This is a genomic window from Pseudomonas atagonensis, from assembly GCF_011369485.1.
GTDB lineage: Bacteria > Pseudomonadota > Gammaproteobacteria > Pseudomonadales > Pseudomonadaceae > Aquipseudomonas > Aquipseudomonas atagonensis.
The window spans coordinates 166,367-181,977 of the sequence record NZ_VXCA01000003.1 but is presented as its reverse complement, the minus strand read 5'-3'; the positions used below and the strand labels follow the sequence as shown (position 1 = coordinate 181,977).

Genomic DNA, 15,611 nt, shown 5'->3' with positions numbered 1-15,611 from the left:
CTGGGGCAATTAAGATGAAATCAAGGATAACGCCAGAGGCGTGGGTGCGAAAGCTCTTAAATAATCCCCGGAAATTGGTTCTTGAACTGTGGCGAGGGGATTCATCCCCGCTGGGCTGCGAAGCGGCCCCCTAAAACAGGACTGCTGCGCAGTCCAACGGGGATGAATCCCCTCGCCACAAAGGTCGGCACCCTCATCAGGCCTCTCTGTGATTACTGGATCAGCGAGCCACGCAGCGAGTGCGGTTGCGCCGCGTCGATGTGCACGTCGGCAAACTGGCCGATCAGGGTGGGATTGTCGCAGCGGAAGTTGACGATTCGATTATTCTCGGTGCGCCCTTGCAGCTCGCCCGGGTCCTTCTTCGAATAATCCGTCACCAGAATGCGCTGGATCGAACCGACCATTTGTCGGCTGATCTCGAAGCCCTGCTGATTCAAGCGATGCTGCAGCGCGTTGAGGCGTTCTTTCTTCAATTCTTCCGGGGTGTCGTCGGCCAGATCGGCAGCCGGAGTACCCGGGCGCTGGCTGTAGACGAACGAGTAGGAAAAGTCGAAACCGACGTCGGCAATCAGCTTCATGGTCTGCTCGAAGTCTTTCTCGGTTTCACCCGGGAAGCCAACGATAAAGTCCGAACTGATGCAGATACCCGGCACTGCTGCGCGCAGTTTGCGCAGCTTGGATTTGTACTCCAGCGCCGTGTGGTTTCGCTTCATCGCCGCCAGAATCCGGTCGGATCCCGATTGCACCGGCAAGTGCAGGTGCTTGACCAGCTCCGGCACGTCGGCGTGGGCCTGGATCAGGCTGTCGGAGAATTCCAGCGGGTGGGAGGTGGTGTAGCGAATACGGTCGATGCCATCGACGGCGGCGACCACGCGGATCAACTCGGCGAGATCGGCCAGGCGCCCGTCATGGGTGGTACCGCGATAACCGTTGACGTTCTGCCCCAGCAGGGTCACTTCACGCACGCCGTTTTCGGCGAGGTGAATGATCTCGGCGATCACGTCGTCGAACGGCCGGCTGACTTCCTCGCCACGGGTGTAGGGCACCACGCAGAACGTGCAGTACTTGCTGCAGCCTTCCATCACCGACACGTAGGCGCTCGGGCCGTCGATACGTGGCTCGGGCAGATGGTCGAACTTTTCGATTTCCGGGAACGAGACGTCCACTTGCGGCAGTTTGCTGCTGCGCGCGGCGTCGATCATTTCCGGCAGGCGGTGCAGGGTCTGCGGGCCAAAGACTACGTCGACATACGGAGCGCGATCACGGATCGCCGCACCTTCCTGACTGGCCACGCAACCGCCGACGGCGATCACCATGTCCGGGTTGGCCAGTTTCAGTTCGCGCCAGCGGCCGAGCTGCGAGTAGACCCGATCCTGGGCACGCTCGCGGATCGAACAGGTATTGAGCAGAATCACGTCGGCGTCTTCTGCCCGGGCGGTGACTTCCAGGGCCTGATGTTCGCCCAGCAGATCGACCATGCGCGAGCTGTCGTACTCGTTCATCTGGCAACCGTGGGTTTCGATGTAAAGCTTCTTGGCCATGGATTTTGGTCGTCACGTGATTCAAAGAACCGCGCATTATAGGGAACAAGCCCTCAGGTTCCTACCGCTGTGCGTCCAGTGGCTATGCTATAGTTCGCGCCCTCATTTTTATCCCCGATGTTAACTCCCCGCCATGACCAAACGCGAAGCTCCAATCTATAAGGTGATTTTCCTCAACCAGGGCCAGGTGTTCGAAATGTACGCCAAGCAGATCTATCAAAGTGATCTGTGGGGTTTCCTGGAAGTGGAAGAGTTCGTCTTTGGCGAGCGCACGCAAGTGGTCGTCGACCCGAGCGAAGAAAAGCTCAAGGCGCAGTTCGAAGGCGTGGTGCGCAGCTTTGTGCCGATGCATTCGATTGTGCGTATCGACGAAGTGGAGCGTCTGGGCACCCCGAAAATCAGCGAAGCCCGTGGCGCGGTCGGCAACGTGATGCCGTTCCCGATGCCGATGCCTGAGAAGTAAGGTTCAAAACCGAGTCGCCCCATTCGCGAGCAGGCCAGAAAAACCGGTAAAGAATTCAGGGAAGAGGCGAGAACGGCGTACGCCCATCGGCGCTCTGCAATTCCATCAGGTATTTACGGAAAATTTGCCCGAGCACCTGAGTAGCGGTTTCGAGGTCTTCGCGGGACATTTTCTCGGAGACTTCGTCGGCCGTATCCAGCGCATCTTCGGCGCCGTTGACCGCGGCCATCTTCAGCACGATATACGCCTGAATGTTGTTGGCCTGCACGCCTTCGCCGTGGAAGAACATGGTGCCGAGTTTGAATTGCGCCTGAGCGTGGCCTTGCAGCGAGGCCTTTTCGAAATAGCTCAGGGCTTGATTGAGGTCGCGCGGCGCATTCTTGCCGTCGTAGTAGAACTCACCCAACTCGTATTGCGCTTGCGCATCTCCTTCGTCTGCCGCTTTCTGGCAGGCGGCCAGTGCCTGCGTGACGTCTTGCGGCTGAGTATTGAGGGTGCAACGACCCATCGCCGGGATCAACAACGAGTTGCCGCCTGCTTGTGCATGCGCGAGCAGGGGCTGAAGGAGCAACAGGCAGCCCAAGGCAAGGGTGCGGCCGGTGCGGTTCATGGGAATCGACTTACCTCTGAAGGGCACGCGGACCCATCGAGGGATCCAATAAGCGCGCATTATGAAATAAGCAGGGCCAACCTTACAAAGTCTTTACTCGTTTTTCTGCTGCGCGGGGAATATATCACCCACTTTCTGGCGGATTTTTAGCAGAGGCATGGGAAAAACGGCGTGGATGTAGGTGAAAGCTGACGCTGGCGATAGCCAACGTCAGCGGTGTGGCAATTACTTCAGTGCAGCGAAGGCGCGCTCGGCAGCGTCCAGGGTGATTTTCAGCTCGGCGTCGCCGTGGGCGATAGAGGTAAAACCGGCCTCGAAAGCACTCGGTGCCAGGTACACGCCGCCTTCCAGCATCAGGTGGAAGAAGCGCCCGAACAGGGCTGCGTCGCTGGCCATCACGTCTTCAAAAGTAACAATGTCGTCAGCGCCGCTGAAGTACAGACCGAACATGCCACCTGCCTGGGTGGTCACGAACGGAATGCCCGCCGCGTCAGCACGTTGCTGCAGACCGTCGAGCAGACGCGTGGTGTAGTCGGTCAGTTCGTCGTGGAAACCCGGACGGCTGATCAGGCGCAGGGTGGTCAAACCGGCAGCCATGGCCAGCGGGTTACCCGATAGCGTGCCAGCCTGATACACCGGGCCCAGTGGCGCGATGCGCTGCATGATTTCGCGTTTGCCGCCGAAGCAGCCGACCGGCATGCCGCCGCCGATGATCTTGCCGAACGTGGTCAGGTCAGGATTGACGCCGTAGTACGCCTGAGCGCCGCCGAGGGCCACGCGGAAACCGGTCATCACTTCGTCGAAAATCAGCACCACGCCGTGCTTGTCGCACAGCGAGCGCAGGCCTTCGAGGAAACCCGGCGCCGGTGGCACGCAGTTCATGTTGCCGGCCACCGGCTCAACGATGATGCACGCCACATCCTGACCGACTTCACCGAGCATTTTCTCAACGGCGTCGATGTCGTTGAACGGCAGGGTCAGGGTGTGTTTGGCGAATGCCGCCGGAACACCGGCCGAACTCGGCACGCCTTGGGTCAGTGCGCCGGAACCGGCCTTGACCAGCAAGCTGTCGGAGTGACCGTGGTAGCAGCCTTCGAACTTGATGATGCTGTCGCGGCCGGTGTAACCACGGGCCAGACGGATTGCACTCATGGTCGCTTCGGTGCCGGAACTGACCATGCGCACCATGTCCATCGATGGCACCAGCGAGCAGACCAGATCGGCCATCTCGGTTTCCATCGCGGTCGGCGCGCCGTACGACAAGCCGTGTTGCAGCTGATTGCGCACCGCGTCCAGCACGTCCGGGTGGCTGTGACCGAGGATCATCGGCCCCCACGAGCCGACGTAATCGACATAACGCTTGTCGTCTTCGTCGGTGACGTAGGCGCCTTCGGCGTGTTTGAAGAACAACGGGGTGCCACCGACGCTCTTGAACGCGCGAACCGGCGAGTTCACGCCACCGGGAATGTGTTTCTGGGCATTGGCAAACAGGGTTTCGGAACGAGACATGATCGGGCTCTCAAATCAGACTTTAAGTAATTCGTTGAAGGCGCGGGCGCGGCGCGTCACTTCGGCGGTGCTTTCGGCGCCAAACAGGCCGTGGACAACGGCCAGCAGGTCGACGCCGTGGGCCACCAGCGGCGCGGCGTTGTCGAGGGTGATGCCGCCAATCGCGCAGACCGGCAGGTGCAGCGTGCGCTTGGCCTCGTCGAGCAGATCGAGGCTGCACGTCGGTGCGCCGGGCTTGGTATTGGAATTGAAGAAGCGGCCGAAGGCGACGTAACTCGCACCTTCTTTGGCGGCTTGTTCGGCCAGCGCGATGTGCGCGTGGCAGGTCGAACCGATGATCGCCTTTGAACCGAGCAGGGCGCGAGTCGGCGACAGCGGGCCGTCGGTCTGCCCGAGGTGCACGCCGACGTTGAGGCGTGCAGCCAGTTCGGCGTCATCGTTGATGATCAACTGCGTCTTGTAACGCTCGCACAGATCGCGCAGCGCTTCGGCCTCGCGCAGTCGGCGCGCCTCGTCGCTGCTCTTGTCGCGGTATTGCAGCAGGGTGACGCCGCCTTCCAGCGCCGCCTCCACATAAGACAGAAACTTGCCGGCCAGCAATTCGCTGTCGGTGATGGCATACAGGCCACGTAGTTTCATCGGTCAGACCTCACGACGTTACGAGCAGAAATCCAGCGGCAGGCGACGCGGGACGAACTGGCCTTTGCCCAGTTGTTCGGCATCGCGCAGGGTGCGCCAGGTGTAATCCAGGGCAGAGCGCACGGCGCTGGCGAGGTTTTCGCCTTGTGCCAGGCGACCGGCCAGCGCACTGGCCAGGGTACAACCGGAGCCGTGATAACTGCCCGGCAACCGCTGGCAATAGAAGGTTTCACGCAAGCCATCGCGGCTGTACAGACGATTGTGGATTTCAGTTTCGTCGCCGTGGCCGCCAGTGATCAGCAGGTTTTTGACGAACGGCAGGAGTTTTTCAGCGCACTCGTCCGCGGTGCCTTCGGGCAGTTCGGCGAGGATTCGGGCTTCGGGAAGGTTAGGGGTGGCAATGATCGACAGCGGCAGCAAACGCTCGCGCATCGCATAACCGACCTCGTCCTTGCCCAGGCGTCCGCCGCCGCCGGCGCGCAGCACCGGGTCGCAGACCACTGGCAAATGCGGGTGCGCGGAGAGCAGTTCGACAACGGTGTCGACCATTTCCAGTGAACCGAGCATGCCCAATTTGACTGCCGCGACTTCGGAGTCGTTGAGCACGGCATTAGCCTGGGCCAACACCCACTCACGGTCGAGGACGCGGAAGTCAGTGACGTTGACGGTGTCTTGCACGGTCAGGGCGGTGACGGCCGGAGCCGCATGGCAACCCTGCGCGAGCAGGGCTTCGATATCTGCCTGCAAGCCGGCGCCACCACTGGGGTCGTGGCCGGAGAGACAGAGGACAACGGGGCGGGAGCTGTAGATATTCATGGTGCGCGAGCTTACCACCAAAGCTGATTTTCGGGTTCAGTCCTGACAGCGTTCGCCGATAGATTGTCGGACAACACTGCAGTCTTTGGTTGGAACACAGAGCATTCGCTTTCTGTCGGGTGATCTCAACCTGACCAACTCAACAGCTCTAGCTCGCAGCTTTGCTCTGAAACGCCCGTTCTAGAGCCTTTGCAGGAAAAATTTCGATGGTGCTCAATGGCCATCAACGGCTATGCTAGTCTGGATCCAAACCAATAACAGGTAATACCGGTTTTACGTCTACTCAAAGGGAATGGGGGGGCTTCCTGACACAACCGGATGAGCCACGCTGGGGCTTCAATGCGCTATTTGCTGATGTTGTTGTTCTGCTTGCCCCTCCTGGCGAGCGCTGTCGAATTCGACGAATTCACCCAGAGCCTCCCGCTGGGCCGGTCGCTGCAAGTGTTCGAAGACCCAAGCGGTCAGGCGAGCATTGCCGACGTCCGTGCGCAGGCCGCTGCCGGCAATTTCAAGGCCCATGACAAAGCCACGCTCAATGCCGGTTACTCGCGTTCGGCGTTCTGGCTGAAGATCGATCTGCAATACCGTCCGAGCAACCCTGCCGCCCAGCGCACCTGGCTGCTGGAGCTGGCGTATCCACCGCTCGATCATCTCGACCTGTACCTGCCCGATACCAATGGCGGCTATCGTCTGGCCCGGCAAACCGGTGACGCCTTGCCGTTCGCCAGTCGCGAGATTCATCAGAACAATTACCTGTTCGACCTGGCCTTCGAACCGAATCAACCGCAGACCGTTTATTTGCGACTGGCCAGTGAAGGGTCGATCCAGGCGCCGGTGACGTTATGGTCGAGCACCGCATACCTTGAAGACCAACCCGTGCGCCTGTATGTGCTGGGCATCATTTATGGCGTGCTGCTGGGGATGGTGGTTTACAACCTGTTCATCTACCTCAGCGTGCGTGACACCAGTTACCTCTATTACATCTTTTACATCGCCTCGTTCGGTCTTTATCAATTGTCTGTGAACGGCGCAGCCGTCGAATACTTCTGGCCGAACAATCCATGGTGGGCCAACGCCGCGACACCGTTCTTTATCGGCTGCGCCGGTCTGTTCGGCAGCCAGTTCGCCCGTAGCTTCCTGCAGACCAAAACCCACAGCCCCTGGCTTGATCGCTTGCTGATCGGCCTGATCGCGTTTGGCGCGCTGGTCATTGGTCTGTCGTTGATGACCAGTTACGGCTTGGCCCTGCGCCTGGCGACGACGCTGGCGCTGACCTTCACCGTGGTGATCTTCGCGGCGGGGATCCTCGCCTGGTGGCGTGGCCTGCGCGTGGCGCGTTATTTCATCATTGCCTGGTCGGCGTTTCTGCTCGGCGGCATCGTCAATACGCTGATGGTGCTCGGCTTCCTGCCGAACGTATTCCTGACCATGTACGCCAGCCAGATCGGCTCGGCCATCGAAGTGGCGCTGCTGTCGCTGGCGCTGGCCGATCGCATCAACGCCATGCGTGAACAGCAGGCGCAGACGTTGTTCGATGCCGGGCAGAAACTCGAAGTGCTCAACCAGCAACTGGCCCACAGCAACAAGCTCAAGGACGAGTTCCTCGCGACCCTGACCCACGAATTGCGCACGCCGATGAACGGCGTGATCGGTTCGCTGGAACTGATGCAGACCGTCGATCTGGATCCCGAGCTTGAGCAATACCAACAGACGGCCGCCGGTTCTGCCCGGGACATGATGCGCATGGTCAACGGCATCCTTACGCTGACCGAACTGCAGGCCGGCAAGCTCAAGGCAACGCCGGGCAGTTTCAGCCTGCGCGCGGTGGTTGAAGCGTTGTACGTGCAGTTCGACGGCAATGCGTCGAGCAAGTCGCTGGACTTCAAGGTCGATGTACTGCCGACCCTGCCGGATCGTTTGCACGGTGACAGCGCCAAGCTCGCGCAATGTCTGGAATGCCTGCTCGATAACGCCATCAAGTTCACCCGCGTCGGTGGTCTGGCGCTGCGGGTCACCGGCAAACCGTCGACGGACAATCGTCTGGCCTTGTCGTTTGCGGTGATCGACACCGGCATCGGTTTCACCGATCTCGGTGAGGCGACGATGTATCAGCGTTTCTTCCAGCTCGACGGTTCGATGACCCGCGAGTATGGCGGGCTGGGCGTTGGCCTGGCGATCTGCCGACAATTGGTGGAGTTGCTCGGCGGTAAGCTCACTCATCGCTCCGAGCCCGGTCGTGGCAGCCGCTTCCAGTTGGATGTCGAGTTTGACCTGCCGGTGGTCGAGGTGGCGTCCGCGCCGGTCTTCGCGCAGGCGATTCACCGTGCGCCGCAGGATTGCACGGTGCTGCTGGTCGACGACAACAGCGTCAACCAATTGGTGATGCGTGGCATGTTGCTCAAACTCGGCTTCCGCGTGCGCACCGCAGACACCAGCATTGCGGCGCTGGAATACCTGCAGCGTGAAACGTTCGATGCAGTGCTGATCGATTGCCAGTTGCCGCAGCACGACGGCGTGTCGCTGTGTTGTCAGATTCACGCCTTGCCGGGGTGTGCTCATCTGCCGGTGTTCATGCTGGCGCTCAGTGCCGAGCGCGAGCTCTGCGCGCCGGGTATGACGATCGATTATCTGCACAAACCGGTGAAATTCGAAGACTTGCAAGTGGCTCTGACGCGTCGGGTGCTGGGTACGCGCTAGGGTAAAAGCGCCGGATGTTCGGCGTAAATGACACTTTGTTCGGCCACGGGGCGGTGCTTAACTGAAGCCCTGGCTGACCAAAGGAGCCCCGTAATGAACCTGCATCAGTTCGCCGAAACCCACGAAGTCACCAACCAGCCACCGTCGCTGGACGGCACCAACCTCTATCGCATCGACCTGCCGTTGCAGGAGTGGTCGCGCAGGTTCGGCGCCGGTTGGGCCGAGTCGCGGATCGACGCCTACGGCGCGCTGGCCGGCGGGCCGCTGATGGAGGCCGGGTTCCTCGCCAATCAAAACAAACCGGTGTTTGCCAGCCACGATCGCTACGGCCATCGCATCGATCTGGTGGAATTTCATCCGGCGTATCACGAGCTGATGCGCACGGCGATCGAGCACGGCCTGACCTCATTGCCCTGGACCCATCCGCAGGACGGTGCGCATGTCGCCCGCGCCTCCATGAGTTACCTGCACAGTCAGGCCGAGGCTGGCAGCGGTTGCCCGTTGACCATGACCTTCGCCAGTGTGCCGGCGATGCGCTTGCAGCCAAATCTGGCCGAGCAGTGGCTGCCGAAAATCCTCGCCACCGAATACGACCCGCGCAATGTCGGCATGGCGCACAAGGCCGGCGTGACCATCGGCATGGCGATGACCGAGAAACAGGGCGGCACCGACGTGCGCGCCAACACCACCAAGGCCTATCCGGTCGGCGTCAGCGGCCCGGGGCAGGCCTATGAACTGGTCGGGCACAAATGGTTCTGCTCGGCGCCGATGTGCGATGCGTTCCTCACTCTGGCGCAGACCGACAAGGGCCTGAGCTGCTTCCTGCTGCCGCGCCATCGCCCGGACGACACGCGCAATCAGTTCTACATCCAGCGGCTGAAAAACAAACTCGGCAACCAGTCCAACGCCTCCAGTGAAGTCGAGTTTCGCGGGGCGCTGGCGTGGATGGTCGGTGAAGAAGGGCGCGGCGTGCCGACCATTATCGAAATGGTCGCGATGACCCGTTTCGATTGCATGGTCGGTTCAAGTTCGCTGATGCGCCAGGCACTGACCCAGGCCAGCCATCACTGCGCGCACCGCAAGGTCGGTGGCAAACTGCTCAGCGAACAACCGTTGATGCAAAACGTACTGGCCGATCTGGCGCTTGAGAGCGAAGCGGCATTGGCTTTGAGTCTGCGCATGGGCAAGGCACTGGATCATCTGGATGATCGCCACGAAGCGCAATTCGCCCGGCTGGTGACGGCGGTGGGCAAATACTGGATCTGCAAACGTGCGCCGGCAATGATCAACGAAGCCGCTGAATGCATGGGCGGCGCGGGGTATGTCGAGGACAGCATCCTGCCGCGCCTGTACCGCGAGGCGCCGGTGAATTCGACGTGGGAAGGTTCGGGGAATGTGCAGTGCCTTGATGTGCTGCGGGCGTTGTCGAAAGAGCCGGGCGTGCTCGATGTGTTGTTCCATGAGTTGGGCGACGGCCATGGCGACAAACGCCTGGCGGCGCATATTCAGCAGTTGCAGACGCAGTTCAAGGACACCAGCGACATTCAGTATCGGGCGCGGCAGTTGACCGAGGACATTGCCCTCGGCTTGCAGGCGAAATTGTTGCTGGAGGCCGGAAACTCAGCCGTCAGCGATGCTTTCATTGCCAGCCGCTTGAGCGGTGGTGGCCGCGCCTACGGCGCGTTGCCGCGAGGTCTCGACGTCGAAGCCATCGTCGCCCGTTCGACGCCGCATGGTTTCTGACACGCCACAAATCCCCTTGTGGGAGCGGGCTTGCTCGCGAATGCGGTATAGCAGGCGACCTCAATGTTGAATGGCACACCGCATTCGCGAGCAAGCCCGCTCACACAGGGGATCTTCTTTGTTGGAAAGATTGCGGTACAGCCACAACGCCACTGTTCCCGTGACGCCACGATGCAGGCAAGATGAAGCTCTGCAAGTCAGAACACAGGAAGCTGATCGTGACCGAAGCGTTTATTGTCGTTCAAACCGCCGAACAAGCCGTGGATCGTCTGGCCGAGCTGCACGAGCGGGCCACCACCGCGCTGAACTCGGCGCTCAAGCGGTATCTCAAGGATCGCGTCGAGCCCGACGCCGAGCAGCGTGCTCTGTTCCGTTATCCCGAACTGCGTCTGACCTATCACTGCCAGGGCGAAGTCCCGCAGACCACCCGTGCTTACGCCAAAGTGCAATTGCCGGGCACTTACAGCGTCACCGTCACCCATCCGAAAGCCTTCCGCAAATACCTGCTGGAACAGCTGGTGCCGTTGATGCACGACTTCACCGTGACCGTGGAAGTCGGCGTCAGTCAGCAGAACATTCCGTACCCGTACGTGGTCGAGCAGGGCGATGAGCTGGCCGGTTCCGGCGTCACCGCCGCCGTGCTGGCGCGGGTGTTCCCGAGTACCGACCTGTCCGCCGCCACCGACGGCATCGCCGATGGTCTCTACGACTGGGAAAACACCGATCCACTGCCGCTGGCGCTGTTTGATGCGGCGCGCGTGGACTTCTCGCTGCGCCGACTGGTGCACTACACCGGCAGCGACTGGCGTCATGTGCAGCCGTGGATTCTGCTGACCAACTATCACCGTTACGTCGACCAGTTCATCGTTCACGGTCTGGAGCAATTGCGCCGCGACCCGCGATTCGTGCGCATGGTGCTGCCGGGCAACGTGGTCATCGAGAAGGGCATGGATCACGGCGAAGCGTCGGCGATTGCCGCCGGTGTGGTCTGGCACCGTTACCAGATGCCGGCCTATCACCTGATCGCCAGCGATGGCCACGGCGTGACGCTGGTGAATATCGGTGTCGGCCCGTCCAACGCCAAGAACATCACCGATCACCTTGCAGTGCTGCGTCCGCATTGCTGGCTGATGATCGGCCACTGCGGTGGCCTGCGTCAGTCGCAGACCATCGGTGACTACGTGCTGGCCCACGCTTATATGCGTCGCGACGGCATTCTTGATCGCGTGGTACCGCCGAACATTCCGATCCCGGCGCTGGCGGAAGTGCAGCTTGCCCTTCAGCAAGCCGCTGCAAACATCACCGGTGAAAAGGGCGACGACCTGAAAAAGCGCCTGCGCACCGGCACCGTGCTGACCTACGACGACCGCAACTGGGAACTGCGCTGGGCGCAGGAGCGTCCGTTGATCAACCTGTCCCGCGCTGTCGCGGTGGACATGGAAAGCGGCACGATTGCCGCGCAGGGTTATCGCCTGCGGGTGCCGTACGGCACGTTGCTGTGCGTGTCGGATAAACCGCTGCACAGTGAAATCAAGTTGCCGGGTTCGGCCAACGCGTTCTACGAGCGCGCGGTCAGCCAGCACTTGAAGATCGGCATCGAAGCGGTGGACCTGCTGCGCACCGAACTTAACTCGCTGCACTCGCGCAAACTGCGCAGCTTCGACGAGCCGCCGTTCCGTTAACGGTTAGTCGTGGTCATTTGGCGATCCGGGCACTAGCATTGTCAGCCCAGATCGCCAGATGTTGTTTTGCCCATGTCCCGTCCCCCGCGTCCACCTTCCCGCCGCCCCGGCGCGAAGCCTCAATTGTCTGCCCCGCGCCGTGTCGCCAAAGCGCCACCGGCCGAGCCGAAGCTGATCCTGTTCAACAAACCGTTCGACGTGCTGACGCAGTTCAGCGACGGTGAAGGGCGGGCGACCCTCAAGGATTACATTGATGTGCCCGGCATCTATCCGGCCGGACGTCTTGATCGCGACAGTGAAGGTTTGTTGTTGCTGACCAATGACGGCCAGTTGCAGGCGCGCATTGCCGACCCCAAGCACAAACTGGCCAAGACCTATTGGGTGCAGGTCGAAGGCGTGCCGACCGCCGAGCAATTGCAGCGTCTGCGCGAAGGCGTCGAACTGAATGACGGCATGACCTTGCCCGCCGAAGCGAGGCAACTGGACGAACCCGAACTGTGGCCGCGTAATCCGCCGGTACGCTTTCGCGCGACCATACCGACAACCTGGCTGGAGCTGGTGATTCGCGAAGGACGTAACCGTCAGGTGCGGCGGATGACGGCGGCGGTGGGGCTGCCGACCTTGCGGCTGGTGCGGGTCAGAATCGGTGACTGGACGATCGAAGGGCTCGATCAGGGCCAGTGGAAGGAAGTGCCGGCGCGCTTATAAGGCGCCGGACTCAATCAGGCCGATCACCACACTTTTGATGATGAACGCGGCCACGCCTAGGCCCAGCACGAAGAATAGAATGAACGAGCCAAAGCGCCCGGCCTTCGACTTCTTCGCCAGATCCCAGACGATGAAACCCATGAAAATGATCAGGATGCTGACCAGTCCGGTCATCATCCACTCTTCAAATACGGCTGGATCCATCGGGCATCTCCGGCGCTGTGCGGCTGAAAGGGCGGCCGGAAGTATACGCCAGCGGCGAACGACGCAGCATTGACCTGCGTCGGTGTGCCGCAGTCATTCGTCGATTTCAGCTACGCAAATGAGTCAGCGGCAGTTCGGTGCTGTTGAGCACCTGATTCAGCACAAAACTCGAGCGCACGCTGGTCACGCCTTCAATCCGGGTCAGGTGTCCCAGCAACAGTTTCTGATAGTGATCCATGTCCGGCACCACCACTTTCAACTGATAGTCGGCATCCACGCCCGTCACCAGACTGCACTCCAGCACCTGCGGCAACGTACGGATCGCCGCTTCGAAGTTTTCGAAGCGCTCCGGCGTGTGCCGGTCCATGCCGATCAGCACGTACGCGGTCAGGCTCAGGCCGAGCATTTTGCGATCAAGCAACGCCACCTGACGCGAGATATAGCCGTCATCCTCCAATTGCTTGACCCGGCGCGAGCATGGCGACGGCGACAGACCGATGCGCTCGGCCAACTCCTGGTTGGAGATGCGGGCATCGCGCTGCAATTCCGCCAAAATGCTCAGGTCGTAACGGTCGAGTTTGCTCATCAATCTGTCCTTGGTTGTAACTATTGCGGCGGATTATCTATCCAGGGTTAAAAATTGCGCAAGTGGTGTTTATTTCAGCAATCTTCGCAATCATCTGTCGCGGCCTCGGGCCTATTCTTATCACCAGAATCACTGCTCGGTAACACAGTCCACAGCGGCCCGCCTATCAGGCCCGCCGCGGCCGCCACCCCCACCGGGGTTGTGCTGGCCCCCGAGCTGCACACTGTCCAGAAGACGGCGTGAGGTGAGCCGACGTCAAAAGCGTCGAGCCAGGACGAAGTTCTCTAGAAGGGAGGCCGACGGGTCTCCCTTTTTTCTTGCCCGCGATTTATGCCGCGTTGCGTCGACGCCCTCAATAAATAAGTTGCGTGACTGATAACCTGTTGCAGAACCGGACATGTCCATCCCGGTCTTAGCTACAGGCCCCTCTTAATTACCGGCCGTAAGCCCCAGTGAGGAATTTCATGAAGTCGCGCATCTGGCGTCTGGCCAGTGTTGGTTTGCTGTGTGTGAGTATCAGTGCGCAAGCGCTTGCCGATGATCAATCGAATCGCGGGCCGGAGGGCGGCGGCCACGGTCAGGATCATCAGGGCAACAATCAGGGCCACGGTGGCAATAATCAGCCACGCCCGCAGAATAATCCGCCGCCACAGAATCAGCCGCGCCCGCAGAACAACGAGATCATTCGAGGCGACAACAGCCGTCAGTTCGAGCACAACGGCCAGCAGCACAACAACAATGGCCAGTGGCAGAATCACGATCAGAATCGGCCAGCCTACAATCCCAACCCGGTGCGCCAGCCGCTACCGCCGCAATTGCCGGCCAACAGCCTGCCGATCCGGCCACGGCCCGATGCCGTGCGCCAGACCCAGGAACCGCGTCAGGGTTACTACCGCGACGAGCGTCCGCAGAACGGTTACAACAACCAGCATTGGCAAACCAACAATCGGCCCAACGACAATCACTGGCCGGGACGTCCGGACGGGCATGGCAACGGTTGGGGGCCGGGCCCGCAATATCGGCCGGGGCATGTGATCGACCGTTTCCCGGATCGCGACTATCGCGTGCCGTACCGCGGTCAGGATTATTTCTATTCCGGCGGTTACTGGTATCGCCCGCAAGGCCCGCGCTACATCGTCGTGCAGCCACCACGAGGGATCCGCATTCAGTACTTGCCGGACTACGCCCGCGAAGTATGGATCGGTGGATCGCTGCTGTTCCTCGCGGCCGGCTCCTACTACGCCTATCAGGAGGCGACGCAGGACTATGTGGTGGTCGAGCCACCAGTGCAGCAACCGCCGCAGCCGCAATCCCAGGGTTATGACGTCGAAGCCTATCCGGCCAACGGTCAGTCACCGGAACAGGTGCAGCAGGACGGTTATCAGTGCTACCAGTACGCCGTGCAGCAAAGCGGTTTCGATCCGCGCACCGCGACTTATCAACCGGCGCCTGAAGTGGTTCAGGCCTATCGCCAGGCGCAGGGCAACTGCCTGAGCAGTCGCGGTTATCAGGTCCGCTACTGAGCCCTGGCAGCCAGCACCACTTCTTGCGGATCTGCGTGCACCAGCACTTCGGCGCGCGGGTAGGCCTGGTGAATGGCATCAGCAGCCTGATCGCTGATGCCATGGGCCACCGACAATGTCAGCTCGCCCGGCAACTCCAGATGCAATTGTACAAACCAGTGGTTACCTGAGATTCGCGTGCGCAAGTCATGCGCGCCCAACACCCCTGGCACACTGCACGCCAGTTCGAGCATGTGCTGACTGACATCGGCCGGCAGCTCTTCATCCATCAACACCGAAAAGCTTTCCCGGGCGATCTGGATTGCACTCCACAAGATGTAGCCGGCGATCCCCAGACCGAACCACGCATCGAGTTGCTCAAAACCCAACCCGGCCAACACCAGCGCAAGCAGAATGCTGCCGTTGAGCAACATGTCCGAGCGGTAATGCAGCGAGTCGGCGCGCACGGCGTTGGAACCGGTCTGCTTGATCACCCGATGCTGCAACACCAGCAGCGCAGCGGTCAGCAGCAGTGAAAACACAATCACGCCGATACTGAGCCAAGGCGCGCCAAGCGGCTGTGGATCATTCAGTCGCTCATAAGCCTGGAACGCAATCAACACCGCACTGCCGCCAATGAACAACGCCTGCGCCATGCCTGCCAGCGATTCAGCCTTGCCGTGCCCATAACGGTGATCGTCATCCGCCGGGCGCAGGGCGTAATGCACCGCCAGCAGATTGAGCATCGAGGTGATGCCATCCAGCGCCGAGTCGGTGAGGCCGGCGAGCATGCTGACGGATCCGCTCAGCCACCAGGCGATGGCTTTGGCGATGATCAGCGTGCACGCCACTGCCACCGAGGCGCGGGTCGCCAGCCGTAGCAGGCGGGCGTGTTCGGGGCTGGATGTCAT

At 60.9% G+C, this 15,611-nt stretch carries 14 protein-coding genes; 6 read left to right on the top strand and 8 right to left on the bottom strand.

The genetic code is table 11. The features are described 5' to 3' along the window. Positions 1 to 212: 212 nt before the first annotated feature. Positions 213 to 1,541: a tRNA (N6-isopentenyl adenosine(37)-C2)-methylthiotransferase MiaB gene (gene miaB, locus F2P67_RS02025; RefSeq protein WP_166216722.1), complete on the bottom strand. Its 1,329-nt coding sequence runs from the start codon at positions 1,539 to 1,541 to the stop codon at positions 213 to 215. 133 nt (positions 1,542 to 1,674) lie between these two features. Between miaB and F2P67_RS02020 the strand changes: the two genes are divergently transcribed. Continuing rightward, positions 1,675 to 2,004, top strand: a complete 330-nt coding sequence (locus tag F2P67_RS02020) for a DUF1820 family protein (RefSeq protein WP_003185742.1) — start codon at positions 1,675 to 1,677, stop codon at positions 2,002 to 2,004. A 55-nt stretch (positions 2,005 to 2,059) separates the two neighbouring features. Here the strand turns inward: F2P67_RS02020 and F2P67_RS02015 are convergent, their stop codons facing one another. The 4 genes from F2P67_RS02015 to F2P67_RS02000 all read right to left on the bottom strand — a co-directional run bounded on the left by F2P67_RS02015 (position 2,060) and on the right by F2P67_RS02000 (position 5,578). Next, the gene (locus F2P67_RS02015; protein ID WP_003228518.1) at positions 2,060 to 2,614 is read right to left on the bottom strand and encodes a tetratricopeptide repeat protein; all 555 of its coding nucleotides are present in this window, start codon (positions 2,612 to 2,614) and stop codon (positions 2,060 to 2,062) included. Positions 2,615 to 2,839: 225 nt separating this feature from the next. Next, positions 2,840 to 4,123, bottom strand: a complete 1,284-nt coding sequence (gene hemL, locus F2P67_RS02010) for a glutamate-1-semialdehyde 2,1-aminomutase (RefSeq protein WP_166216719.1) — start codon at positions 4,121 to 4,123, stop codon at positions 2,840 to 2,842. Between the two features lie 15 nt (positions 4,124 to 4,138). Further along, the gene (gene thiE, locus F2P67_RS02005) at positions 4,139 to 4,762 is read right to left on the bottom strand and encodes a thiamine phosphate synthase (protein WP_166216716.1); all 624 of its coding nucleotides are present in this window, start codon (positions 4,760 to 4,762) and stop codon (positions 4,139 to 4,141) included. An 18-nt stretch (positions 4,763 to 4,780) separates the two neighbouring features. Further along, the gene (locus F2P67_RS02000) at positions 4,781 to 5,578 is read right to left on the bottom strand and encodes a hydroxymethylpyrimidine/phosphomethylpyrimidine kinase (RefSeq protein WP_047303578.1); all 798 of its coding nucleotides are present in this window, start codon (positions 5,576 to 5,578) and stop codon (positions 4,781 to 4,783) included. 339 nt (positions 5,579 to 5,917) lie between these two features. Between F2P67_RS02000 and F2P67_RS01995 the strand changes: the two genes are divergently transcribed. The 4 genes from F2P67_RS01995 (at position 5,918) to F2P67_RS01980 (ending at position 12,408) form a co-directional block, all read left to right on the top strand. Further along, complete coding sequence (locus F2P67_RS01995) at positions 5,918 to 8,275, top strand: hybrid sensor histidine kinase/response regulator (RefSeq protein ID WP_166216713.1); 2,358 nt, start codon at positions 5,918 to 5,920, stop codon at positions 8,273 to 8,275. A gap of 93 nt (positions 8,276 to 8,368) precedes the next feature. Continuing rightward, positions 8,369 to 10,018 (top strand): acyl-CoA dehydrogenase family protein, encoded by a 1,650-nt coding sequence (locus F2P67_RS01990; protein ID WP_166216710.1) that lies wholly within the window; start codon positions 8,369 to 8,371, stop codon positions 10,016 to 10,018. 182 nt (positions 10,019 to 10,200) lie between these two features. Next, entirely contained in the window at positions 10,201 to 11,700 is a 1,500-nt protein-coding gene (amn, locus tag F2P67_RS01985; protein WP_166216707.1) for an AMP nucleosidase, read from the top strand. A 72-nt stretch (positions 11,701 to 11,772) separates the two neighbouring features. Beyond that, on the top strand, positions 11,773 to 12,408 hold the full coding sequence (locus F2P67_RS01980) for a pseudouridine synthase (RefSeq protein ID WP_166216704.1): 636 nt from the start codon (positions 11,773 to 11,775) through the stop codon (positions 12,406 to 12,408). Here F2P67_RS01980 and F2P67_RS01975 read toward each other — a convergent pair. Then, a complete protein-coding gene (locus F2P67_RS01975) occupies positions 12,403 to 12,612 on the bottom strand; it encodes a DUF2788 domain-containing protein (RefSeq protein ID WP_003228500.1) in 210 nt (69 codons plus the stop codon). The two genes, F2P67_RS01980 and F2P67_RS01975, sit on opposite strands and share 6 nt — an antisense overlap. A gap of 106 nt (positions 12,613 to 12,718) precedes the next feature. After that, positions 12,719 to 13,198: an Lrp/AsnC family transcriptional regulator gene (locus F2P67_RS01970; RefSeq protein ID WP_007909658.1), complete on the bottom strand. Its 480-nt coding sequence runs from the start codon at positions 13,196 to 13,198 to the stop codon at positions 12,719 to 12,721. Positions 13,199 to 13,662: 464 nt separating this feature from the next. Here F2P67_RS01970 and F2P67_RS01965 point away from each other — a divergent pair, with 464 nt between their 5' ends. Continuing rightward, positions 13,663 to 14,721, top strand: a complete 1,059-nt coding sequence (locus F2P67_RS01965) for a DUF6515 family protein (RefSeq protein WP_166216701.1) — start codon at positions 13,663 to 13,665, stop codon at positions 14,719 to 14,721. Here the strand turns inward: F2P67_RS01965 and F2P67_RS01960 are convergent. Beyond that, positions 14,715 to 15,611, bottom strand: a complete 897-nt coding sequence (locus tag F2P67_RS01960; protein WP_166216698.1) for a cation diffusion facilitator family transporter — start codon at positions 15,609 to 15,611, stop codon at positions 14,715 to 14,717. The two genes, F2P67_RS01965 and F2P67_RS01960, sit on opposite strands and share 7 nt — an antisense overlap.